The 21,783-nt window shown below is 69.0% G+C and carries 27 protein-coding genes and 1 pseudogene; 22 read left to right on the top strand and 6 right to left on the bottom strand.

Annotated elements, in window-relative coordinates; all coding sequences use genetic code 11:
* Positions 1-4: 4 nt before the first annotated feature.
* Entirely contained in the window at positions 5-340 is a 336-nt protein-coding gene (locus tag ASF65_RS09305; RefSeq protein ID WP_055888209.1) for a DUF1491 family protein, read from the top strand.
* Between the two features lie 4 nt (positions 341-344).
* Here the strand turns inward: ASF65_RS09305 and ASF65_RS09300 are convergent, their stop codons facing one another.
* Positions 345-1,388: a hypothetical protein gene (locus ASF65_RS09300; protein WP_055888207.1), complete on the bottom strand. Its 1,044-nt coding sequence runs from the start codon at positions 1,386-1,388 to the stop codon at positions 345-347.
* Between the two features lie 272 nt (positions 1,389-1,660).
* On the opposite strand from ASF65_RS09300, the gene ASF65_RS09295 reads away from it, so the two are divergent.
* Positions 1,661-1,861 (top strand): hypothetical protein, encoded by a 201-nt coding sequence (locus ASF65_RS09295; RefSeq protein ID WP_055888205.1) that lies wholly within the window; start codon positions 1,661-1,663, stop codon positions 1,859-1,861.
* 60 nt (positions 1,862-1,921) lie between these two features.
* On the opposite strand, the gene ASF65_RS09290 is transcribed toward ASF65_RS09295, so the two are convergent.
* The 3 genes from ASF65_RS09290 to ASF65_RS09280 are packed head-to-tail and all read right to left on the bottom strand — an operon-like array spanning position 1,922 to position 5,247.
* The gene (locus ASF65_RS09290; protein WP_055888203.1) at positions 1,922-2,512 is read right to left on the bottom strand and encodes a DUF1254 domain-containing protein; all 591 of its coding nucleotides are present in this window, start codon (positions 2,510-2,512) and stop codon (positions 1,922-1,924) included.
* Positions 2,505-3,092: a DUF1214 domain-containing protein gene (locus tag ASF65_RS09285; protein WP_055888201.1), complete on the bottom strand. Its 588-nt coding sequence runs from the start codon at positions 3,090-3,092 to the stop codon at positions 2,505-2,507. Before ASF65_RS09285 ends, ASF65_RS09290 begins: the two co-directional genes overlap by 8 nt.
* 46 nt (positions 3,093-3,138) lie before the next feature.
* Entirely contained in the window at positions 3,139-5,247 is a 2,109-nt protein-coding gene (locus tag ASF65_RS09280) for a PBP1A family penicillin-binding protein (RefSeq protein WP_082505354.1), read from the bottom strand.
* A gap of 223 nt (positions 5,248-5,470) precedes the next feature.
* Here ASF65_RS09280 and ASF65_RS09275 point away from each other — a divergent pair, with 223 nt between their 5' ends.
* The 4 genes from ASF65_RS09275 (at position 5,471) to ASF65_RS09260 (ending at position 9,023) form a co-directional block, all read left to right on the top strand.
* Positions 5,471-5,959, top strand: coding sequence for a YcgN family cysteine cluster protein (locus ASF65_RS09275; RefSeq protein ID WP_055888197.1), 489 nt, complete (start codon positions 5,471-5,473; stop codon positions 5,957-5,959).
* Between the two features lie 133 nt (positions 5,960-6,092).
* The gene (locus ASF65_RS09270; RefSeq protein WP_055888195.1) at positions 6,093-6,473 is read left to right on the top strand and encodes a hypothetical protein; all 381 of its coding nucleotides are present in this window, start codon (positions 6,093-6,095) and stop codon (positions 6,471-6,473) included.
* 71 nt (positions 6,474-6,544) lie between these two features.
* Positions 6,545-7,765, top strand: coding sequence for a terminase family protein (locus ASF65_RS09265; RefSeq protein WP_055889061.1), 1,221 nt, complete (start codon positions 6,545-6,547; stop codon positions 7,763-7,765).
* A 106-nt stretch (positions 7,766-7,871) separates the two neighbouring features.
* Entirely contained in the window at positions 7,872-9,023 is a 1,152-nt protein-coding gene (locus ASF65_RS09260) for a phage portal protein (RefSeq protein WP_244486626.1), read from the top strand.
* A 183-nt stretch (positions 9,024-9,206) separates the two neighbouring features.
* Here ASF65_RS09260 and ASF65_RS09255 read toward each other — a convergent pair whose 3' ends face one another.
* Both ASF65_RS09255 and ASF65_RS22030 read right to left on the bottom strand, forming a co-directional pair.
* Positions 9,207-9,791 carry a hypothetical protein gene (locus ASF65_RS09255; RefSeq protein ID WP_055888191.1) on the bottom strand — a complete coding sequence of 195 codons (585 nt, stop codon included), beginning with the start codon at positions 9,789-9,791 and terminating at the stop codon, positions 9,207-9,209.
* Between the two features lie 54 nt (positions 9,792-9,845).
* Entirely contained in the window at positions 9,846-10,298 is a 453-nt protein-coding gene (locus ASF65_RS22030) for a S24 family peptidase (protein WP_244486606.1), read from the bottom strand.
* A gap of 522 nt (positions 10,299-10,820) precedes the next feature.
* Here ASF65_RS22030 and ASF65_RS09245 point away from each other — a divergent pair.
* From ASF65_RS09245 to ASF65_RS09175, 16 genes and pseudogenes are all read left to right on the top strand, one after another.
* Positions 10,821-11,102, top strand: a complete 282-nt coding sequence (locus tag ASF65_RS09245) for a helix-turn-helix domain-containing protein (protein ID WP_055888189.1) — start codon at positions 10,821-10,823, stop codon at positions 11,100-11,102.
* Between the two features lie 146 nt (positions 11,103-11,248).
* Complete coding sequence (locus tag ASF65_RS09240) at positions 11,249-11,497, top strand: hypothetical protein (protein WP_055888186.1); 249 nt, start codon at positions 11,249-11,251, stop codon at positions 11,495-11,497.
* Positions 11,488-12,351 carry a ParB N-terminal domain-containing protein gene (locus ASF65_RS09235; RefSeq protein WP_055888184.1) on the top strand — a complete coding sequence of 288 codons (864 nt, stop codon included), beginning with the start codon at positions 11,488-11,490 and terminating at the stop codon, positions 12,349-12,351. Before ASF65_RS09240 ends, ASF65_RS09235 begins: the two co-directional genes overlap by 10 nt.
* The gene (locus ASF65_RS09230) at positions 12,351-12,815 is read left to right on the top strand and encodes a hypothetical protein (protein ID WP_055888182.1); all 465 of its coding nucleotides are present in this window, start codon (positions 12,351-12,353) and stop codon (positions 12,813-12,815) included. The genes ASF65_RS09235 and ASF65_RS09230 overlap by 1 nt, the downstream gene beginning before the upstream one ends.
* 44 nt (positions 12,816-12,859) lie before the next feature.
* Positions 12,860-13,039, top strand: coding sequence for a hypothetical protein (locus ASF65_RS09225; protein ID WP_156369232.1), 180 nt, complete (start codon positions 12,860-12,862; stop codon positions 13,037-13,039).
* On the top strand, positions 13,036-13,281 hold the full coding sequence (locus ASF65_RS09220; RefSeq protein ID WP_055888178.1) for a hypothetical protein: 246 nt from the start codon (positions 13,036-13,038) through the stop codon (positions 13,279-13,281). The genes ASF65_RS09225 and ASF65_RS09220 overlap by 4 nt, the downstream gene beginning before the upstream one ends.
* Before the next feature lie 78 nt (positions 13,282-13,359).
* On the top strand, positions 13,360-13,629 hold the full coding sequence (gene acpP / locus ASF65_RS09215) for an acyl carrier protein (RefSeq protein WP_055888176.1): 270 nt from the start codon (positions 13,360-13,362) through the stop codon (positions 13,627-13,629).
* Positions 13,626-13,871: pseudogene (locus ASF65_RS22330) on the top strand (DUF1320 domain-containing protein); the annotation flags it as partial. The gene acpP and the pseudogene ASF65_RS22330, both read left to right, overlap by 4 nt.
* A 74-nt stretch (positions 13,872-13,945) precedes the next feature.
* A complete protein-coding gene (locus tag ASF65_RS22020; protein ID WP_348271174.1) occupies positions 13,946-14,155 on the top strand; it encodes a phage BR0599 family protein in 210 nt (69 codons plus the stop codon).
* On the top strand, positions 14,152-14,595 hold the full coding sequence (locus ASF65_RS09205; RefSeq protein ID WP_055888171.1) for an NlpC/P60 family protein: 444 nt from the start codon (positions 14,152-14,154) through the stop codon (positions 14,593-14,595). The genes ASF65_RS22020 and ASF65_RS09205 overlap by 4 nt, the downstream gene beginning before the upstream one ends.
* A 3-nt stretch (positions 14,596-14,598) precedes the next feature.
* Entirely contained in the window at positions 14,599-18,510 is a 3,912-nt protein-coding gene (locus ASF65_RS09200; protein WP_055888169.1) for a glycoside hydrolase/phage tail family protein, read from the top strand.
* Between the two features lie 25 nt (positions 18,511-18,535).
* Positions 18,536-18,742: a hypothetical protein gene (locus tag ASF65_RS09195; RefSeq protein WP_055888167.1), complete on the top strand. Its 207-nt coding sequence runs from the start codon at positions 18,536-18,538 to the stop codon at positions 18,740-18,742.
* A 91-nt stretch (positions 18,743-18,833) separates the two neighbouring features.
* The gene (locus ASF65_RS09190; RefSeq protein WP_055888165.1) at positions 18,834-19,154 is read left to right on the top strand and encodes a hypothetical protein; all 321 of its coding nucleotides are present in this window, start codon (positions 18,834-18,836) and stop codon (positions 19,152-19,154) included.
* Positions 19,155-19,196: 42 nt separating this feature from the next.
* Positions 19,197-19,859 (top strand): response regulator transcription factor, encoded by a 663-nt coding sequence (locus ASF65_RS09185; protein WP_055888163.1) that lies wholly within the window; start codon positions 19,197-19,199, stop codon positions 19,857-19,859.
* Positions 19,859-21,286, top strand: a complete 1,428-nt coding sequence (locus tag ASF65_RS09180) for an ATP-binding protein (protein WP_082505348.1) — start codon at positions 19,859-19,861, stop codon at positions 21,284-21,286. The genes ASF65_RS09185 and ASF65_RS09180 overlap by 1 nt, the downstream gene beginning before the upstream one ends.
* 50 nt (positions 21,287-21,336) lie before the next feature.
* On the top strand, positions 21,337-21,735 hold the full coding sequence (locus ASF65_RS09175) for a hypothetical protein (protein WP_055888161.1): 399 nt from the start codon (positions 21,337-21,339) through the stop codon (positions 21,733-21,735).
* Positions 21,736-21,783 lie beyond the last annotated feature (48 nt).

The raw sequence follows: 21,783 nt of genomic DNA, 5'->3' as shown, positions 1-21,783 counted from the left end.
CACCATGCGACTGACCAGCGAGATGTTCGCGGCGTATCTCGTGCGCCGCGTCTTTGCCGACGGCGGATTTGCCGCCGTCATGCGGCGGGGCGCGGATGCGGCGGGCGCGGTGTTCGTGGTGCTGCGCGATCGCGACGGCGCGATCCGCCTGTTCGGTCCGGCGCCGCAATCCATGGCCGACGAAAAGGGCGATCGCCGCTTCGTGGCGGAGGCCGTGACCGACGAGGCGGCGCTCGACGCGCGCTTTGCGCGCGAAGCCCGCTTCGACCCGGATTTCTGGGTGGTGGAGATCGAGACCGATCGGCCCGATCGCTACATGACGATCGTGGCCGCGGACTGAGGCGTCAGCCCTGCGCCTCGCGCGGGGCGGGACGCTCGGTGCGTCGGCCGAACTCGCGGCGCCCCGGTTCGAAGGAGCGGATGCCTTCGCCGGCGGCGCGCGCGGCCGGCTGGAGACGCGCCGCGTTCACCATCGAACGGCAGTCCTCGACCTTCAAGGTGCGGTAGAAGAGGGCCAGCCGGTCGAAGGCCAGGACCTCGAGCCCGACCGCGGGCTTCAGCATCATCATGATGCTCATCGCGTCGGCCGACGGGGTCTTCAGCGCTTTCAGAGCGACGGCGAGGCGCTCGCCGGTCGGGTCGGCAGCGATCTCAAGGACGGTGCGGCCGTCGATCGGCAACGCCTGCGAGAGCCTGTCGTAGAACGCGGCTTCCTGCCGCTCCATCGCGAGAAGCAGCAGCGATTCCGTGTCGACGGGCTGCGACTGCGGCGCGGTGCGGCCGGTCAGCGCCAAGCGACGCAGCGCCTCGCGCACACCGTCGACGGACGGGCCCTGGCGCCGCTGGGCGGCAGTCGGCTCGAGGAGCGGCGTCTCGGCGAGAAATTCGGGCGCGAGCGCCGGGCTGTCGGGCTGGGGCGAGGTCGCCTCGGCCACGGCGGGTTCGATCGAGACGACCTCGGGCGAGACGGGGGCGGGCTCGGCCGGCACCGGAGCGGGACCTTCGGCGCGCCGGGTGCGGTTGTCGAGAAGGCGGGTGACGCGGTCGTCCTCGATCATGCGAAGATGCGCGATGTCGCTCTCTTCAAGCACGGGGCTGGAGATCAGGAAGGGCGCGGAGACTTCGATCGGTTCGGCAACGAGAAGATCGACCAGCGAGCGTGGCACGCGTGCCGAGTGCGACAGGGCGGCGGCAGCGTTGCGCCGCGTCTCGGACCCGATGCGCCCCCAGAGCGGCACCACGAGGCGCGCCATGTCGTCGGCCTGGCGCTGCGTCGGATGGCGCAGGGCGCCGTAGGCCGTGATGGCGGCGGTGACGACCGTGTCGAACTGCTGCTGGGCCGGATGGCGTTCGAGGGATCGGAAGATCCGCGGTGCGGCGTCCTTCATGGGGCTCCAGGCGAATGTGCGGGTGGTGTCCGGCCGTTCGACAGGATTAGACGCAATCCCTTAGCAACCTGTTAACCCTGCGAACCCTGCGCCCGCCTGACGCACCCGCAAGGCACGGGCGCACAACCGGCGGTCAGCGCCGGACAAGGCGCGTGCGCGACAGTTCTGGCGGGAAGACGACGGGCGCCCCTCGTGTGGCGTTTGAGAAGGAACCGGCCGCCTCGTCGATGCCTTCCCGCGACCGAAACGCGGATTCGGGAAGGAGGCGAGGAATGAACAACGTGCACCGGCTCGTCGTCCCCAAGCGGGACGACACCCGCAGGACGCCGAGCGAAGCACTGACCCGGACAGGCGAAGTGCTGATCCTGCCCTGTATCCGCTACGAGCGGATCGAGCTGCGAGATGCGCCGTCAGCGAGGCGTGTCGCAGCGTCGACGAACCACGACCAGCTCTGGCAGGACCTGACGGCCTAAGCCGAAGGGACGGGCGCGCGGAAAGCGGGTCCGATCGAGCGGGACGCTCGAAGCCGCCGGCTATTCGGCGGGGCGACCGGCTTCCTCGGGCGTGGCCGGCCGGCAGACGATGGACCGGGCGAAGCGATCGACGAACGGACGCTCGCTCTCCGAATCGACCAGCGAGCGGACGGTCATGTAGCCTTCCTCGTTCGGCAACTCGACGGAGACCGTCTGGTCCGGCAGTTCCGAACCCTCGACGCGGGCGAGATCGAGCTGCTCGCGCGTGCCGATCAAGAGATCGAGCGCGCCTTCGAGCGCCACGCGCTCGCTGATGCTGAAGAGATTGTCGCCGTTGCGGGCGTAGACCGACGCAGTCCAGAAGCCGGTCCGCTCCTCGGCCGTTACGCGCACGGGTCCGTTCTCCAGCGTGAAGCGGCAGGCGACGTCGATGAAGGCCGGATCGATGAAGGCGAAGGCTGCGGCGGCCGGCTGGTTGGCCACGGCGGCCGGCGGCTCGCCGACCCGCACCACGGAGAACAGGTCGCCGAAACGCGCGAGGCGCGCCCAGGCGTCGTTCTCCGCCTGCATCGGGATCGAGAAGATGATGGCGATGTGGATGATCGCCGCGCCGACGAGCCCGACGAGGATGGCGAGAAGGAGCTTACCCATCGACGAGGCAGCCCGTGCGCACGATGAAGGGCATGGCGATGGGCGCGGCTCCGATGTCCGTCGAGATCGGGGTGTCGTAGAAGGTGAGGGCGAGGACGTATCCGCCGTTGCCCTCGACCGCCAGCCAGTTGCCCGGCTCGGCGCGCGGACCGACCGAGACCAGCGCGCGGTTGTCGTCGGAGCGCATCCAGTTCAGCGACACGAGATGCGACGGACGGCCCTCGGTGACCGGGATCGGCTGGCCCGCGAAGTCGAAGGCCGAGAGCGTCGCGATGCGGGCGGGCGGGTAGGCGCCCTCCAGCCGGTAGTCGCACTCGCGGCGAAGCTCGCGCCCCTGCGTGTCGACGCGGGCCTGGAACGCCACCCCTTCGCCGAGGCCGAGCGTCAGGTCGCCGGAGCGGGCAAGGCGGGCCTTGGAATAGGGATCCGCGGTCGGTGAGCCGGCGGTGCGGTTGGCGTGCCACGGGCCGACGACCTGGATGTCCGCGCCCTCGTAGCTTTCGAGCATGCGCGCGGCCGACCATGTGCCGAGGCCCAGCGCGACGCCGATGGCGAGGAGGGTGAGGACGAGAAATCGCATGGGCGGTGTATGACCCCGATCCGGCCGGCGCGCCAGAGGCGTTCCGTCAGCGGCTGACGCTGGGTTCGAGACCGTCGGCGCGCGACGACGCGAACTTCTCGGGCGTCGTCGGCTGAAGCGTCGAGAGCAGGAGCTCGAGGTCGGAGAGGACGCGCCGGGTGTTGTTGTTGATCAGCGCCGGGCGGGCGATCTGCGGCGCGTCCTCGCCCTCGGGCTTGGGCACGTCGATCGAGCCGGGGGCGGGGATCGGGTCGTCGATATAGGGGATGGGGCGCAGCTCGATGCCCTGATGCGCCGCCTCCATGAAGCGCTGCCAGGTCATGGCGGGAAGGCCGCCGCCGGTCAGCTTGTTGGTCGGCTTGTAGCTATCGTTGCCGAACCAGACGGCGGCGGTGAAATTGCCGGTGAAGCCGACGAACCAGGCGTCGCGATAGCTCTGCGTGGTGCCGGTCTTGCCGCCGGCGCGCGTCATCGACAGGCGGGCGCGGCGGGCCGTGCCGACCTCCGGAATGCGCACGAACATCTGGTTCATGCTTTTCGTCGCCTGCTCCGAGAGGACGCGGCGGCGCGGCGGCATGTCGCGCTCGGCATCCCAGAGGACGTGGCCCTCGGCATCGGTGATCTGCTGGACAGCGTGACGGTTCGACGTCAGGCCGCCGGCGGGAAAGACGGAATAGCCGGTGGCCTGATCGAGGATCGTCACCTCGTTGGTGCCGAGCGCGATGGTCTTGTCGCCGCGCAGCGGGGTTTCGACGCCCATGTTGCGGGCGAGCTCGGCCACCTTGCCGGGGCCGGCGCCCTTCTCCTGGCTGAGCTTGACCGCGACCGTGTTGAGCGAGCGGGCCATCGCGTCCTGAATCTGCAGACGGCCGGCGTATTTCAGGCCGTAGTTCTGCGGGGACCAGTTTCCGACGCTGACCGGACCGTCGACGATCATGTCGGTCGGCTTGTGGCCGTTCTCCATGGCGAGCGCGTAGACATAGGCCTTGAACGAGGAGCCCGGCTGGCGGAGCGCTCGGGTGGCTCGGTTGAACTGCGACAGGCCGTAGTCCCGGCCGCCGACCATGGCGACGACGCCCCCGTCGTCGGCGATCACTGCCATCGCGCCTTCCTCGACGCCGAAGGTCTTGCCGTACTGGCGCAGGTGGAAATCGACGGATTCGTCGGCCAACTGCTGGAGGCCCATGTCGATCGTGGTGCGGGCGACGAAGGTGCGCTGCGGCAGGTCGGCGGCGATGCGCTGGATCTCGTCGAAGGCGAAGTCGAGGAAGTAGTCCGGCGACTTGATGACGGAGCGGTCGACCGCGGTCGCCGGATGGCGACGCGCGGCGACGACCTGGCCCTCGGTCATGAAGCCGGAATCGACCATCGCGCTGAGGACGACGTTGGCGCGGGCGCGGGCGGCCGGCAGGTTGTTGTGGGGCGCGTACTGCGTCGGCGCCTTGAAGAGACCGGCGAGCATGGCGGCCTCGGCGAGGTTCACGTCGCGGATGTTCTTGCCGAAATAGAACTCGGCCGCCGCCGCCGCGCCGTTGGCGCCGCCGCCCATGTAGGCACGGTCGAGATACATGCCGACGATTTCGCGCTTGGTGAGATTGGCTTCGAGCCAAAGTGCGAGGAAGGCCTCGTTGATCTTGCGCTCCAGCGAGCGCTCGTTGGAGAGGAAGACGTTCTTGGCGAGCTGCTGGGTGAGCGTCGAGCCGCCTTGGACGACGCCGCCGGCCCGCGCGTTCTGGCCGAGCGCGCGGCCGAGGCCGATGAAGTCGATGCCCCAGTGCTCGAAGAAGCGCCGGTCCTCGGTGGCGAGCACCGCCTTGACGAAGTGGTCGGGCAGCTCGTCGATGGGAACCGCGTCGGCCTTGAGGATGCCGCGGCGGCCGATCTCGTTGCCGTGCCGGTCAAGGAAGAGGACGGAATAGTCGGCCTGCTGGGGAAGGCCGGCGACGGTCTTCTTCATGGCGGGCTGGGCGAGGACGAGGAGGACGATGAAGCCGGCGAGGCCGATCGTCAGCGTCTCGCAGCAGAGCTCCACGACGACGCGGTTGAAGCCGCGCACGCGAAAGCGGCGCGAGGCGATGGTGACGCTTTCCCAAGCGCCGGAAAAGCCATGGAAAAGCCGCCAGAGCGTGGTATCCAGCCAAGCATCGACTTCCATCAGTCGGGATGGAGCGCGCCGCCCCTTCGGCTTGGACGAAAACAGTTTCGGCACGGTCAGCCCATCCCCCGGCGCGCCGCTTCGACGCGTCGAACCATCTTACAAGAACCTGTCGGCGAGACAATCAGCCGTCGGCATCGTCGGCCCGGAAAGGCCATCCAATGCAGACGTATATGGGCGGTTCCGAGGCGCGGCCCACGGGTTCCACGGATCGCAGAGCAAGATGAACGAAACACCCTTCTGGGCGCGCAAATCGCTCGACGAAATGACGGCGGAGGAGTGGGAGCAGCTGTGCGACGGCTGCGGCCGGTGCTGCCTCAACAAGCTGGAGGACTGGGACACCGGCGAGATCATCTGGACCAACGTCGCCTGCCACATGCTGGACGGTGCGAGCTGCCGTTGCGCCGACTACGCGAACCGGCATGCGAGCGTGCCGGACTGCGTGACGCTCGATCCCGATCTCGTCCGCTCGATCGCCTGGCTGCCGCCGTCCTGCGGCTACCGGCTGATCGCGGAAGGGCGGCCGCTCTACTGGTGGCACCACCTCGTGTCGGGCGACCCGGACACGGTGCACCAGGCGGGCGTCTCGGTGCGGGGGCGCACGGTGAGCGAGGAGGGGATGGAGCCGGAGGACTACGAGGACCACCTCGCCGCGTGGCCGGGCGACGATCCCGGCGAGGGCGAACAGCCCGGAAATAGGAAAACCGTCTGAAATAGGAAAATTATCATTGACCACGTGACGGTGCCGGTGTAGGGTTCAGGCATAGTCGAATTGGTGCGTTTCGAAGGCGGTCGCTTCCCGGCAGGGGACGGCCGCCTTCTGCGTTTCCGGAAAGCGGGGTGGCATGGGGAAGCCGGACGAGACGCTTCTGTCGGAGCGACTGTTCGCGGCGCTGACCGCCGAGGTCTCGGCGCTGGAGAAACGGCCGCGGCGGGTGTCGGAGACGCCGGGCGAGCCGATGCCGAAGAAGACCGCGTCGGAGCGCGCAGGCGAAGCCAAGGCGCGCGTCGAGGCGATCTCGCAGCTGACGCGCACCCTGGAGAAGCTTCTGGAGCTTCGCCAGCTGGAAGCTCTGTCCCGCGAGACGGGGCGGCGCGAGGACACGGCGCAGGCCGATGCGTTGCGCGCCGAGATGCTGAAGCGGCTGAAGGCGATCGACGCGCGGCGAGGCGGCGCGCCCGGCCTGTTCGAGGCGTCGGTGCCGGATGAAAGGGGCACGGCCTGATGGCGACGGCATTCTGGCGCGATGTCGAGCGCGAACTGGCGGGGCAGCCGGCGCATGTCCTGCGCGGGGCGATGCCGCCCTGGGCCGCCTGCGCACGGCCGGCGCAGCTGCCGCCGCCGGGCGACTGGCGGCAATGGCTGCTGGTCGGCGGGCGCGGGTCGGGCAAGACGCGGGCGGGGGCCGAGTGGGTGCGAGCGATGGCGCTCGGCGAGGCGCCGATCGGCGCGTGCGTCCACGGGCGCATCGCGCTGGTGGCCGAGACGCTGGGCGATGCGCGCGAGGTGATGGTAGAGGGCGAAAGCGGGCTTCGCGCGCTCGACTACGAGACGCGCCCCGTCTTCGAGGCCTCGCGCCGGCGGCTTGTCTTCGCGAACGGGGCGGTGGCGCAGGTGTTTTCATCCGAAGATCCCGACGCGCTGCGCGGCTACCAGTTCGACGCCGCCTGGGGCGACGAGCTGGCGAAATGGACCTATGGCGAGGACTGTTTCGACAACCTGCAACTGGCGCTGCGGCTGGGCGCGAACCCGCGCATGGTGCTGACCACGACGCCGCGCGCGGTGCCGATCCTGAAGCGGCTGATGGGGGAGGCGGGAACGGCGGTGACGCGCATGCGGACCGCCGAGAACGCCGGCAATCTCGCCGACGGTTTCGTCGCGGCGATGGACGCCCGCTACGGCGGCTCGCGGCTGGCGCGCCAGGAACTCGACGGCGAGATGATCGAGGCGCGCGAGGACGCGCTGTTCGACCGTGTGGCCATCGACCGGCTGCGGGTGCGGGCGGCGCCCGCGCTGAACCGGATCGTGGTGGCCATCGACCCGCCCGCTTCGTCGGGCCGGGCGTCTGATGCCTGCGGCATCGTGGCGGCGGGGCTGGCCGGGGACGGGACGATTTATGTCCTGGCCGACCGGAGCCGGCGCGGGTTGAAGCCGCCGGAGTGGGCGGGCGCGGCGGTCGGTCTCTTTCGCGAACTCGAGGCCGACCGGATCGTCGCCGAGGTGAACCAGGGCGGCGAGATGGTGGAGGCGGTGCTGCGGGCGGTGGCGCCCGACGTGCCCGTGTCGAGCGTGCGGGCCACGCGGGGCAAGTGGGTGCGGGCCGAGCCCGTGGCCGCGCTCTACGAGCAGGGGCGCGTGCGCCATGCGGGTAGCTTTGCCGAACTCGAGGACGAGCTCTGCGATTTCGGCACGGACGGCCTGTCGAACGGCCGCTCGCCGGACCGGCTGGACGCGATGGTCTGGGCGGTGACGGCGCTCAGCCAACCGCGCAGCGAGCCGCGCATTCGACGGCTGTGACGTCAGCCGCTTAACGCATTCCGTTCAACGGAGACATGAGATGGGTTTGACGACGAGGCTGAGGGCTTTGGCGGGGCTGGCGCCTGTCTCGGCGGGGGCGCCGGAGGTGCGCTCGGGTGCCGGTGGCGGGGCGCTGGTGTTTGCGGGCGCGGCGGACGAGGCGGACTGGACGGAGCGATCCTACGGGTCGCTGGCGCGCGCCGGGTTCATGCGCAATCCGCTGGTCTATCGCTGCGTGCGGCTGATCGCCGAGACCACGGCGGCTGTGACCTTCGTTCTCTACGAGGGGCGGCGCGAGGTGGAGGCGCATCCGCTGCTCGATCTCCTGCGCCAGCCGAACGGATTGCAGGATGGGCCGGCGCTGATCGAGACGCTGGTCGGGCATCTTCTCCTGTCGGGCGCGGCGCATGTCGAGGCGAGCGTTCTCGACGAGCGGCCCCGGCAGCTTCATGCGCTGCGGCCGGACCAGATCCGAACGGTATCGTCGGCGGACGGCTGGCCGGAGGCAGTGGAGCAGCGGGTCGGCGGGCGCGTCCGGCGCATCCCGCTGGAGGGCGACGGCGAGCGACCGGCGCGGGTGCTGGCGATCCGGCTGTTCCACCCGTTGAGCGAGGCGGACGGGTTCGCGCCCGTCGGCGCGGCGCAGACAGCGCTCGATCTCCACAACGCGGCGACGCGCTGGAACAAGGCGCTGCTCGACAATTCGGCCCGGCCGTCCGGCGCGCTGGTCTACCAGCCCGGCGATGGCGGCAACCTGACGGGCGACCAGTTCGAGCGGCTGAAGACGGAGCTGGAAAGCGGCTATTCCGGCGCGGCGCGCGCCGGGCGGCCGATGCTTCTGGAAGGCGGGCTCGACTGGAAGGCGATGGCGCTCAGCCCCCGCGACATGGACTTCATGGAAGCGCGCAACGGCGCGGCGCGGGACGTGGCGATCGCCTTCGGCGTGCCGCCCATGCTGCTCGGCATTCCGGGCGACGCGACCTATGCCAACTATGCCGAGGCCAACCGGGCGCTCCTGCGGCTGACCGTGCTGCCGCTGGTCTCGCGGCTGTCCGGCGCGCTCGGCAACTGGCTCGGCCCCTTCTTCGAGGGCGGGCGGGATCTGCGGCTCGGCTTCGACGCCGACCGGATCGAGGGACTTTCGGTCGAGCGCGAGGCGCTGTGGGCGCGGGTCGGCGCGGCGGCTTTCCTCGACGAGGACGAGAAACGCGAGGCGGTGGGCTACGGACCTGTAACGCGCAAGAACGAGTGGCACTAACCGGGATTTGGCGGGACTGACCGGAAACAAGCGGTCCAGACCCAACAATTGCGGGCTTTACGCCATCAAACTCGCGTTGATTCCGGTTCCGTTAGGCGCAAGATCGAATGGCAAAACACCGTTCCGTCCGAGCGGGCTGCGCAAGATCAGATGGCCAGAATTGCCAAGCGCCAAGGCCCCAATTCAGGTTTCAGTAGATGCTCTGGGCACCAAACGAACCTCGAACGCGATCTGGTCAATTCGTTGGAGCATGAATGTCCCGTTGCCAAGGGGACGATCCGTCCAGAAGGAGAGTAATCCAATTGTGAGCAGCAACTCTGTGGCTCGCTTGGCAAACTGTAGGCGACGGGTGTTATTTTCGGGCACGAGATATCGGGCTTGGCTCATATTGCGCGCCATGTCGGATATCGGTCGCTCTTCAAAGTCGAATGGCTGCCACGAATGCGCAGCCTTGTTGCGGATGCTCGCCATGATTTTCAGATCTGCGAGATCCTGGTCGTCAATGCACCCTAAAGCGCGAGCCATCCGAGCGCGAGCGTAGAACTCGCTGATTGCGCCCCCAGGCTTTTGAAGCAAGTCTCTCGCCTGTTTGCAGTCGACGAGCCTGCGCAGGATCACTTCTTCAAGCGTTTCCTCAATGTAGGCGCAGTAAGAGATAACCATGCCACGGTCATCATAGCTGAAGCTGCGGTCTGCGGCCTCCTGCATACGCATCATGTGCGCGTGGGCTTGCTGCTCTAAGACCGCCTGCTCTTCTTCAGACCGCATCGACGCTCACCTCCACCTTCAGCCGTTACCTAGAGTCGCTGTTTCCTTGCGAACCTAGATCATTCGGCCGTACCACATGACGCGGCCGGCGATGCGCAGGATGTCCAGCTGGTCGGGGGTGACCGTCTCCTCGAAGCCGGCATCCTTGTTGTCGCTGGTGATGACGACCGTGCGATCGAGCTTAATTCGCAGGCGCTTCACCAGCAGCGCATCCCCGTAGACCAACACGTAGATGCCGTTATCGACGGCCTGATCGATCGCCGTGTCGATGATCAGCGTGTCGCCGCTCCGGATCGTCGGCTCCATCGAGTCGCCGCGTGCGGTGAGCACCTTCGCAGCGTGCGGCGTGATGCTGCGCGCCCGCAGCCAAGCTGCGTCGAACGCGACGCGCCCGACGACGGGCTCCGCCTCGACAATCGTCCCCGCACCTGCTGACGGCTGCACATCGAGCAGCGGAATTAACACCATAGCGTCGTCCTCGAGGTCGATCGGGTCGGTGTGGATCACGGCAGGCACTCCCGTTTGTTCCGGTTGTGTTCTCTCCCGTATCTGGCGCACCGGCTCCGAAGAGTCACGGGGGCCTTCTCCGGTTGCCAGCCAATTGATGTGGACAGAGGCCGCCTTCGCCAGTCCGACCAGGACGCTCACGGGCGGATCGTACCCTTCCATGTATCGAAGCAGCGATTTCCAGCTTTTGCCCGTCGCCTGGACGGATTTGTCCGATCCCAGCTCGCGCGCGATCTGGGAAACCCGGTCGGCAAGGCCTGCCTTCGAAGCGGGAACCTCGTTCCCAGATGGCACGCCGCCACCGTCTCCGTCATATCCCATTGATTTCGTTGGCATAATCTAACGAACCCGCTGCGCGGACGAATTTAGGATCTGGGAAGACGGATTTGTCTTGATACCCGGCAACATCTGTCCGAACTTCGTACCACCAAACAGAACACCGGCCGAACCATCGGACGGACCACCAAACGAACCACAACCCCCGAAAAAAGCTGGCGTGCGGGCCAGCCTCCGGAGAGCTGAATGACCAAGGCGGCACCCAAGCCACCCACCGAATGGGACGCGGAGGGGATCAAGGCGGAGATCCGCCGTCAGAACCTCACGCAGGCCAAGATCGCTCGTCAGGCGGGCCTTCCCCCGCACGCCGTTCGGCGTGCCTTTCTGGGGCTAAGCCGCCGGGGTGCCGACGCGATTGCGGCCGCGCTTGGCATCCCCTTCGAAGAGCTGTTCCCGACCGGTTTCATCCAGAGCCGTTCAAGCCTGCGGAAACCTATCGCAAAGCCCGTCCCGGAGTCCCGCTCATAGCGCGACACCCTCACTGACGAAACGCGGGCCTCGGCATGAGCGCCTGGGAAATCTTAACCATGATCGTTTCCGGTGCTCCGGCGGCCCTGATCGGGCTCGCGGTGGGCATTGGGCTGATTGCGATCTGCCGGCCGGAGATGCGGTGAGTGAGCCCGACGGTCGACGAGTTCCTGTCCCGCTGCACGCAGTTCGCCCGCCTTCATCCGGCGGCGGTCCTGGCGATGCCGGAGCCGGAGCTTGCCGTCGATCCAAGGGCTCCCGCCCATCACCTTCGCCGAACCCGTGAGCGCGCCCGCGCCCGCATGGTCACCACCGCCCGGCTGTCGCTCAAGCCGACGTGGGCCACCACCCCCGACCTCTTCACTGCAATGGAAAGCGCGACTGCATGTCCGTGATGCGTCAAATCCCGATCGCGATGATCGACGCCGGCAACCGCCTGCGTGTCCTCGACCCTGCATGGGTGCGCACCCTCGCCGACGACATGGCGGTCGGTGGTCAGGAGGAGCCGATCCGCGTTGTCGAGCGCGGCGATCGCTTCCAGCTCGTGTCGGGCGCGCGCCGCCTTGCCGCAGCCGCCTTGCTGGCCTGGGACGAGATCGAGGCCAAGGTCAAGCCGGCTGGCGCCCTGCCGGACGAGGCGTCGGCGCGTCTTGCCGAGATCAAGGCCGACATGATGCGCGGCGAGCCGACCGTGCTGGATCGAGCCCGCTACATCGCCGCATGGCGGGCCGTGTACGAGACCGTTCACGCCCCGGCGAAGCCCGGCCGGAAGCCCAAGCCGCGCACGCCGCAGGAGGCCGACGAATTGAGTGCAAAGTTTGCACTCAATTTCTCGGACGCCGCCCAAGAGGCGCTCCAGATCAGCCGACGCAGTCTGTTTCTCGCGCTGAAGGTCGCGACGATCCCGGATGAGACGGCGCGTTGCATTGCCCTCCATCCCATCGCCCGAAAGCAATCCGAGCTGCTGATGCTGGCCGACCTCGCGCAGCCCCGACAGGTCGCCGTGGTCGAGATGCTCACTGCAGAGCCTGCGCGCGCCGACAGCGTCTCCACGGCTATCATGCTGCTCTCCGGTGGCGCCGGTGTCGTCGAGAAGGCCAACTACGAGCGCTTCCAGGAGCGGTTCGTCGCCTGGAAGCCGGCTGAGCGACACGCCTTCTTCGAGTTGAACGCGGCGGAGTTCGAGGAATGGCTCGCCATGAGGCGCGCCTCCACCCGTATCGCCCCGGCTTTGAAGGCGGTCGGCTGATGACCCGTCACCGCGACCCCCACACGAAGGACCTGCTCGCCTGGGAGGCGCAGACCGTCCGCGTCGGCTTCGACGAGGAAGTGACGGGACGCGGTGACCTCTCCAGCCGCATCGCGCGCTTTCTGGCGCGGGCCCTGGCCGACGCCAAGGATGCCGGCATGGACCGGAACGACATCGCGCGGGCGATGGGCGAATACCTTGATCGGCCGATCGCGAAGGCGACGATCGACAAGTGGGCCAGCGAGGCGGCGGACGACCGCCGTATCGATCTCGACTGCTTCATCGCGCTCGTCCACGTCACCCGCGACCTTCGCCTCCTCGGCTTCATGCCCGCGATGTTCGGGTGCGCAGTCGTCGCCGATCGCTACGTCGATCTGATCGAGCTGCACGAGATCGAGGAGCACGAGCGCGAGGTCGCCGCCCGCAAGTCTGCCCTTCAGGCCAAGGTCCGGGGGCGTCGATGAGCGAAGGCCGTCAGATGATCGCTATCGCTTCTCAGATCCAAGAGATGGAGCTGGCATCCCGCCTTCGCGAGACCGAGGTCACGCGAGCGGTGCAGCGCGGCACCATGCGCGAGAGCGTCGGTGAGATGCACATCGCGCGCCTACGCGCCGGCATCGCGACACTGCGGTGGCTCGAACGGAACGAGGCCAAGATCAAGGCCAGGGTCGCAGGAGCTACGTCATGAAGGAGTGGCTGACTGCACAGGAGATCGCCGACGCCAATCTGCCGCAGATGCCGGCGACCAAGAGAGGCGTGAACGACCTTGCGGAGCGCGAGGGCTGGAACGCGGACGAGTTCCGCTCGCGCATCCTCGCCTTCGGCGTGCCGACCGCGATCAAGACCGACAACGGCTCGGATTTCGTGGCGAAGGAGATCAACAGGCTCTTCGCGCATCTCGATATCGAACCGATCCGCTCGAACGCCTAGGCGTCCCGGCGCGGTCCGGCGAGGGCTTCGGCTCCGTTCTCCTTTCGGAACGGGCACCCTTTCAACCGGGAGCCTGCCGTGAACGACGCCACGACCACGCCCATCCTCGACCGCGTCGCCGCTCTCGTGGCCGATCGCCACGGGGTCGACCGCGCCAAGATCTCGGCCGACACGGATCTCTTCGACGACGTCGGCGCCGACAGCCTCGATCGCGTCGAGCTGGCGATGGACCTGGAGGAAGCGTTCGAGGTCGAGATCCCCGACGAGCTGGTCGAGACCAGCCGGACGGTGGGCCAGTTCGCGCGCGCCGTCGAGCTGCGCATCGGCGCGCGGGATTTCGGCCGGTGAGCTACGCCTCCCTCCAGGACCTGATCGACCGCTTCGGCGACCGGGAGCTGATCCAGCTCACCGACCGCACGAACCGGCCGGCGAGCGTGATCGACCAGACTGTGGTCGGGCGCGCGCTGGCCGACGCCGACGCGCTGATCGACGGCTACGTGGGCAAGGTCCACGCCCTGCCGCTCGCGGCGGTCCCGCCGGCCCTGGTGAAGACCGCCGCCGACATCGCGCGCTTCTACCTCCATTCGAAGCCGGAGAAGGACGGCGCGGTCTGCCGGCGCGGAGCGTTCGGGCTTTGCGGTTTGGCGATGATGGCCTCGTCGTCGTGGAACTTGTGGAGAGCGTGCCGCCCCGGTGGCGCCCGGGCGACGAGGCGGAACTCGTGGCCGGATGCGACTGGAGCTTCACGACCTGCCGGGAGCGGTTCGGCAACGGGCTGAACTTCCGGGGCTTCCCGCACATCCCCGGTGCCGACGCCGCTTTGGCGGTAGCGAAGAGCGATGCGCGGCACGATGGATCGGCGGTGGTGCCGTGAGCGCGCGGGAGCGGGCACTGGCCGTGGCGCGGACCTTTATCGGGACGCCCTACCGGCACCAGGGGCACCGGCGCGGGGTCGGGTGCGATTGCCTCGGTCTCGTGCGCGGTGTCTGGCGCGAGCTTTACGGGCGGGAGTCGGAGGCGCCGGGCCCGTATTCGCCGGACTGGGCCGAGACCGGACGCGGCGATCCGCTGCTGGAGGCGGCGCGGCGGCATTTCGTGAGCGTCGCGGCCGGCGACGGGCTGCCGGGCGATCTGGTGCTGTTTCGCTGGCGCGATGCAGGGCCGGCCCGGCATTGCGGGCTCCTAGACGAGCCGGACGAGAGCGGCGCGCGTCTCATCCATGCCTACCAGGGGGCGAGCGTCCTGTCCTCGCCGCTGACGCCCGGCTGGGCGGGGCGCATCGCCGCCACCTTCCGTTTTCCCGACGAGGTCTGAACCATGGCGACCATTCTTCTGCAGGCGGCGGGCGGCGCGCTCGGCGGCCTTGTCGGCGGCCCGTTCGGGGCGGTCGCGGGCCGGGCGATCGGGGCGCTCGGCGGCTACGCGCTCGACAACCGGCTGATGGGGCGCGGGGCGCGGCGCGAGAGCGGACGGCTGCGCGCGAGCCGCGTGATGGAGGCCGACGAGGGCGGCGGCGTCGCGCGGGTCTACGGCACGGCGCGGGTCGCGGGGCAGGTGATCTGGACGACGCGGTTCGAGGAGGCGACCCGCACCGACCGGCAGGGCGGGAAGGGTGGCGGCAGCCGGGGAGCCACCGAGACGACCGTCTACAGCTATTTCGGCAACGTGGCGGTGGCGCTGTGCGAGGGGCCGATCGCCTGCGTGCGGCGCGTCTGGGCGGACGGGGAGGAACTCGATCTCGCGGAGGTGACCTGGCGGCTCCACCACGGGACCGAGACGCAGGCGCCCGACCCGCTGATCGAGGCACGGCAGGGCGCGGGGCGGGCGCCTGCCTATCGCGGCACGGCCTACCTCGTCTTGGAGCGGCTGCCGCTGGAGCGATGGGGCAACCGCATTCCGCAGATCTCCTGCGAGGTGTTGCGGCCGGTCGGCGCGCTCGAAGAGCGTATCCGGGCGATCACCATCATCCCCGGAGCGACGGAGCACGGGCTCGACCCGGTGGTCGTGCGCGAGCGTATCGGCGAGGGACAGGACCGGCTGGTGAACCGCAACGTCCTGCACGGCGGGAGCGACTTCGTGGCGTCGCTCGACGAGCTGACCGCGCTGTGCCCCGCGCTGGAGCGCGCGGCATTGGTCGTCGCCTGGTTCGCCGACGACCTGCGCGCGGGGTCGGCGAGGTGCCGACCGGGCGTCGAGACGGCGGAGCGCGACGAGACGGAGCGCTGGAGCGCGGGCGGGGTCGGGCGCGAGGGCGCGCGCGTCGTCAGCCGCGTCGACGGCGGCCCGGCCTATGGGGGCACGCCGTCGGACGCGGGCGTGCGACGAGCGATCGCGGCGCTTCGCAGGAAAGGGTTGAAGGTCACGTTCTATCCCTTTCTGCTGATGGATGTTCCACCCGGCAACGGGTTGCCCGATCCCTACGGTGGGCCCGAGCAGGCGGCTTTTCCGTGGCGGGGGCGGATGACGCTGGACATCGCGGAAACGCTGAGCGGTTCGAGCGACGGAACGGCGGCGGCACGGGCGGAGATCGCGCGCTTCGTCGGTCGCGCGCGCGAGTCGGATTTCACGCTGGACGGCGACGGCATCCGCTATGTGGGGCCCGCGGAATGGTCGTACCGGCGGATGATCCTTCATCAGGCCTGGCTCGCCCGTTCGGCGGGCGGGGTCGATGCGTTCGTCATCGGTTCGGAAATGCGGGGGCTGACGCGCTTGCGCGACGAGGCCGGGCGCTTCCCCTTCGTGGAGGCGCTGATCGAACTGGGGCGCGACGTGAAGGCGATCCTGCCGGAGGCGCTCGTGACCTACGCGGCGGACTGGAGCGAGTATTTCGGCTATCAGCCGGGTGGCGGCGACGTCTTCTACAATCTCGACCCGCTCTGGGCCGAGCCCGCGATCGGCGCGGTCGGCATCGGCAACTACCTGCCGCTGTCGGACGAGGGGGACCGGGGCGAGTCGGGCTCGCGCGACGGGACGGCGTCGCCCTACGACCTCGACGGGCTCGTCGCCGGGATCGCGGGCGGCGAGTATGCCGACTGGTACTACCCGGACGACGACGCGCGCCGCCGGGGAGACCGGGTGGCGATCACCGACAGGCTGGACAAGCCCTGGGTCTTCCGGGCGAAGGATCTCCTGTCCTGGTGGCGCCTGCCGCATTTCGAGCGTCGCGCCGGCGTGGAAGCCACGGCGCCGACGGCCTGGGTGCCGATGTCGAAGCCGATCTGGTTCACCGAACTCGGCTGCCCGGCGATCGACAAGGGCGCGGGGCAGCCGAACGTCTTCGTCGATCCGAAGTCGGCCGAGAGCGCACTGCCGCATTTTTCGACCGGCGCGCGGGACGAACTGATCCAGCGACGCTTCATCGAGGCGCACCAGCGGCACTGGGACGAGACGGCGGACGGGTTCATCGCGGCTCGCAATCCGGTCTCGCCGGTCTATGGCGGGCGGATGGTGGCGGCGGACGCTATCCATCTGTGGACCTGGGACGCCCGACCTTATCCGGCCTTTCCCGAGCGCGCGACGCTCTGGCGCGACGGCGGCAACTGGCAGCGGGGTCACTGGCTGAACGGACGGCTCGGCCGCGCGCCGATGGACGGGTTGATCGCGACGCTGCTGCGCGATCACGGCTTCGATGCGTTCGATGCGTTCGATGCGTTCGATGCGTTCGATGCGTTCGATGTCTCGGAGGTCGACGGGGTGGTCGGCGGCTTCGTCGTCTCGGGGCCCGGTTCGGCGCGCGGCGAACTGGAAGAGCTGATGCGGCTGACGGGCATCGAGGCCGTCGCGCGGGGTGGGGTCCTGCGTTTCCGCTCGGTCGGTCGGCGGGGCGTGTCGCCGGAGCCGATCGTGACGGTCGATCCGCCGGACGAAGCGGCGATCGAGGTGCGCCGCTTCGATGACGGCGAGACACCGGGCGAGATCGTGGTCGGCTTCGGGGATGCCGAGCGGTCGTATCGCCCCGGGGCGGCGGAAGCGATGTTGCCGGGACGCTCAAAACCGGGGCAGGCGACGGTGGAACTGCCGATCTCGCTGACGGAGGACGAGGCGCGCCGGCTGGCCGAGGGGCTTCTGGAGCGCGAGGCGGGAGACCGGGAGATCGCGCGCTTCGCGCTGTCGCCGGCCGCGATCGAGGTCGGGCCCGGCGACCGGATCATGATCGAGGGACGGTCGGAAAGCTGGCAGGTGACGCGGATCGAGGACGGGATGGCGCGGCGCGTCGAGGCGCGGCTCGTGCGCCGGGGCGCATCGGAGCGCAGCGGCGAGCCGCCCGCACCGGTGCCGGAGACGGCGGGGCCGGTCTTCGCCTCGCGCCCGGCGGTTTCGCTCCTCGACCTTCCGAAGCTCGACGCCGGGCTCGGCGGCGCGATGATCGCCGTCTCGGCAAGGCCATGGATGCCCTACGTCGTGATGGCGTCGCCGGGGGCGGGCGGACATCGCGCGGCTCTGACGGTCGCGAGCGCCGCGACGGCGGGGCGGCTGGCCGCACCGCTGGCGCCGGGGCGCGAGGAGATCCTCGATCGGACGCACGCGCTCCTCGTCGATCTGGCAACCGGTAGCCTCGCGTCCGCGAGCGCTGGCCTCGTCGACGCCGGGCAGAACACGGCGGCGATCGCGGTCGGCGATGGCTGGGAGGTGGTTCGCTTTCGGGGGGCGGAGGAGATCGCCCCCTCGCGCTACCGCTTGACGGGACTTCAACGCGGCGTCGGCGGAACGGGCGAGGAGGCCGCGATCGGGGCGATCGCCGGGGCCGCGTTCGTGCTTCTGGACCGGGCCGCCCAAAGCTTGAATCTCGCCGAGGGAGAAGCGGGCGTCGAGGTGGACTGGCTGACCGTCCCCGCGGGACGGGGGCTGGACGACGGGGCGGCGGACCGCCGGACCGCGGCCCTCGGCCAGCGGGCCCTGCGACCGCTGTCGCCGGTGCACCTCAAAGGCCGGCTCGGGGCGGAGGGTCTCGACCTCGGCTGGATCCGGCGGACCCGATCCCCGGACCCGGCCTGGGACGGGATCGACGTGCCGCTGGACGAGGACCGCGAGCGATACCGCGTGACGCTGTCGGACGGCGCAGGACCGATGTGGGAACTGACGGTCGAGACGGCCGGGCTTCGTGTTCCGGCGGCCGATCTCGCGATCCGGTTCGGCGGGTTGCCGGTGCGGCTGGAGATCGAGGTCGCGCAGATCAGTCAGCGCTACGGCCCCGGCGCTCCGGCACGGCTGGTGCTTGGCGGCATGTGATGACTATCAACGAGAGGAGAAGGACATGGACGAAAGCAAGAACTGGTACGAGTCGCGAACGGTCTGGGGTGCGGCGCTGGCGCTCGCAGCCTCGCTGGCGGGGTTGTTCGGCGTCGAGATCGCAGGGCTTTCGAGCGACGAGGCGGTGACGGCGCTGACTGCCGCGGCCAGTGCGATCGGCGCGGCGGTGGCGATCTTCGGTCGCTTCGACGCGCGCAGCCGCATCCGATGACGGGACGGGGCGCCCGGCGGACGGGCGCCCCGTTCATTCGACATTCAGACCGCAGTCCCTAGTCTAGCGGACGTCAGACCCTGGATGTGCCATGCTTCGACCCTTCCTCCGCCGTCTCACCGCCGTCTCGTTGCTCGGTCTCGTCGCCTTCGCCACGGCGGCCGAAGCGATGCCGGAGCGTCCGACCGAGGGTGGCTCGATCCCGGCGGCGCACGAGCGGTCGGAAGAGCTTTTCGCGCAAGTCGGCGGGTGCTCGGCCGCCGCGGCGCAGGCCGCGGCGCAGACCGGGGGGCAGGTGCTTTCGGTGCGCGCCTCTCAGCAGGGCGACCGGACCGTCTGCGTCGTCACGGTGCTGATTCCGGCGAGCGACGGCAACCGACCGCGCCGCCAGACGATCACGATCGAGCAGTAAGCCCTCGGGCCTAACAGCACGAATTCCGGGACGGGACCTTTCATGCGTATCCTGATCGTCGAAGACGATGCGAACCTGCGGCGGCAGCTGAACGAGGCGCTGACGAGCGCGGGCTATGTCGTGGACCAGGCTTCGGACGGCGAGGACGGTCACTTCCTCGGCGACACGGAAGCCTATGACGCGGTGATTCTCGACGTCGGCCTGCCGAAGATGGACGGCATCAGCGTTCTGGAGCGCTGGCGGCGGGAAGGGCGGGCGATGCCGGTCCTGCTTCTGACCGCGCGCGACCGGTGGAGCGACAAGGTGGCCGGGATCGACGCCGGGGCCGACGACTATGTGGCGAAACCCTTCCATATGGAGGAGGTGCTGGCGCGCGTGCGGGCTCTCATCCGCCGCGCCGCCGGGCATGCGTCCTCGGAGATCCACTGCGGGCCCCTGAGGCTCGACACGAAGTCCTCGAAGGCGAGCCTCGACGGGACGCCGCTGAAGCTGACGTCGCACGAGTATCGGCTCCTGTCCTACCTGATGCACCACCAGGGCGAGCTCGTGTCGCGCACCGAACTCATCGAGCATATGTACGACCAGGATTTCGATCGTGATTCCAACACGATCGAGGTCTTCATCGGCCGGCTCCGCCGCAAGATCGGCGTGGACATGATCGAGACCGTGCGCGGTCTCGGCTATCGCATGCAGCACGGCGGATGATGGCGGACGAGCCGGAGGCGGAACGGACGGCGGCGGCGCCCGAGCGTCCGCGCACGACCGAAAGCCTGACGTTCCGGGTCGTGTCGCTGTCGAGCGTCTGGGTGATCGCGGCGTTTCTCGTCGTCGCCGGCCTGATCTCCGGCCTCTACGAACGGACCGCGCAGTCCGGCTTCGAGGCGGTGGTGCGGGCGCAGCTCTACAACCTCATCAATTCGGTGACGGTGGACGAGACCGGCACGCTGTCGGGTGTGCCGAACCTCGGCGACCTTCGCTACTCCCAGCCCCTGTCCGGCTGGTACTGGGAGGTGATCCCGGCGAGCAACAACACGGAAGGGCGGCTCGCCTCGTTCTCGCTCGGCCCCCGCAAGATCAACTCCCAACCGACCGAACTCGCGCCCTTCGACATGCAGTACCGGCGCGACTACCGGACCGAGGGGCTCGACGGCGAAACGCTCTATGTCGAGGAGGCCGAGGTCGTCCTCGACCAGGACAACCACGCGGCGCGCTTTCGCGTGATGGGCAACGCGAGTGTCGTACAATCGGATATCGCCGCCTTCGACCGGAAGATGGCGCTCTATCTCGGCTTCTTCGGGCTCGGCTCCATCGTCATCAACGCGCTGGCCATCCTCTACGGTCTTCGGCCGCTCGCTAGCGTGCGGCAGGCGCTCGGCGACGTGCGGACGGGGCGCTCGGAACGGCTGAAGGGCAGTTTCCCGGCCGAAATCCGACCGCTCGCCGTCGAGATGAATGCCCTGATCGACAGCAACCGGCGCATCGTGGAGCGCGCCCGCACGCAGGTCGGCAATCTCGCCCATTCGCTGAAGACACCGGTCGCAGTCCTCCTCAACGAGGCCTCGGCGATCGGCGGCGAGAAGGGACGTATCGTCGGCGAGCAGGGCGAGATCATGCGCCGGCAGGTGCAGCACTATCTCGACCGGGCCCGCGTCGCGGCGACGGATGGCGCCATCGCGCGAGCGCCGGTGGTGGCTGTGCTGGAGCGGCTGTTGAAGGTGATGCGGCGGCTGAACCCGGGAATTGCCTTCGAGGATCATGTCGACGGGGACGCCGCGTCCCTCGTCTTCGCGGGGGAGCAGCAGGATCTCGAGGAGACGATCGGCAACCTTCTGGAGAATGCCGCCAAATACGGACGAGGGCGCGTGGTGCTTCGACTGCGCCCTGCGGGGGCGGAGAGCTTCGGCATCACCGTCGAGGACGACGGGCCGGGATTGTCGGAGGCGGAGATGGCGGAAGCGACCAAGCGCGGGCGTCGCTTCGACGAGCGCGCGACCGGCAGCGGTCTCGGCCTGTCGATCGTCGCTGATACCGTTTTGCAATACCGCGGATCTTTTCGCCTCTCGCGTTCCGAAATCGGAGGATTGCACGCGGAGGTGATCTTGCCTCGCGCATCCGACGCGCCGATGTCCTGACATGACACTTTGTTGTGGCAGCATGGGCCGCCCGGGCGGCGAACGGACGCATGTCGAGATTCTGGACCACCTGTTTCGTCGTCGCGGCGCTGCCGATCCTTTCCGGATGCCTGACCAGCGCGCCACGCACGGCGCCTGAACCTCTGTCGGATCGGGCCGCTGCGCTGCGGGGCAGCATCGCGCCGACCGGCTCCGTGAAGCTCAGCGCGACGGCAGAGCAGCGGGCGCTGCAGGCCCAGTACCAGGCGCTCCAGTTCGGTACCGTCGGCCAGCCGATCCCCTGGGAGTCCGATGGCTTCAAGGGCGAGATCACGCCGACGCAGCTCTATCGCATCGGCTCGCAGGATTGCCGCGGCTATACGCTCGTCATCACGCGCGGGACCTCGAAGGTCCGGCAGGTCGGAAGCGCCTGCCGCACCGGCGCCGACCTTTGGACGCCCGTCGCCTGACCCGCGATGATGCGGTTTTGAATAGGCATTTGCGACGCGGCTTGTTAG

This window comes from Aureimonas sp. Leaf324 (assembly GCF_001423245.1).
In the GTDB taxonomy this organism is placed as follows: Bacteria; Pseudomonadota; Alphaproteobacteria; order Rhizobiales; family Rhizobiaceae; genus Aureimonas.
Note: the sequence above shows the minus strand (reverse complement) of the source record. Positions and strands in the feature narration are given on the sequence as shown.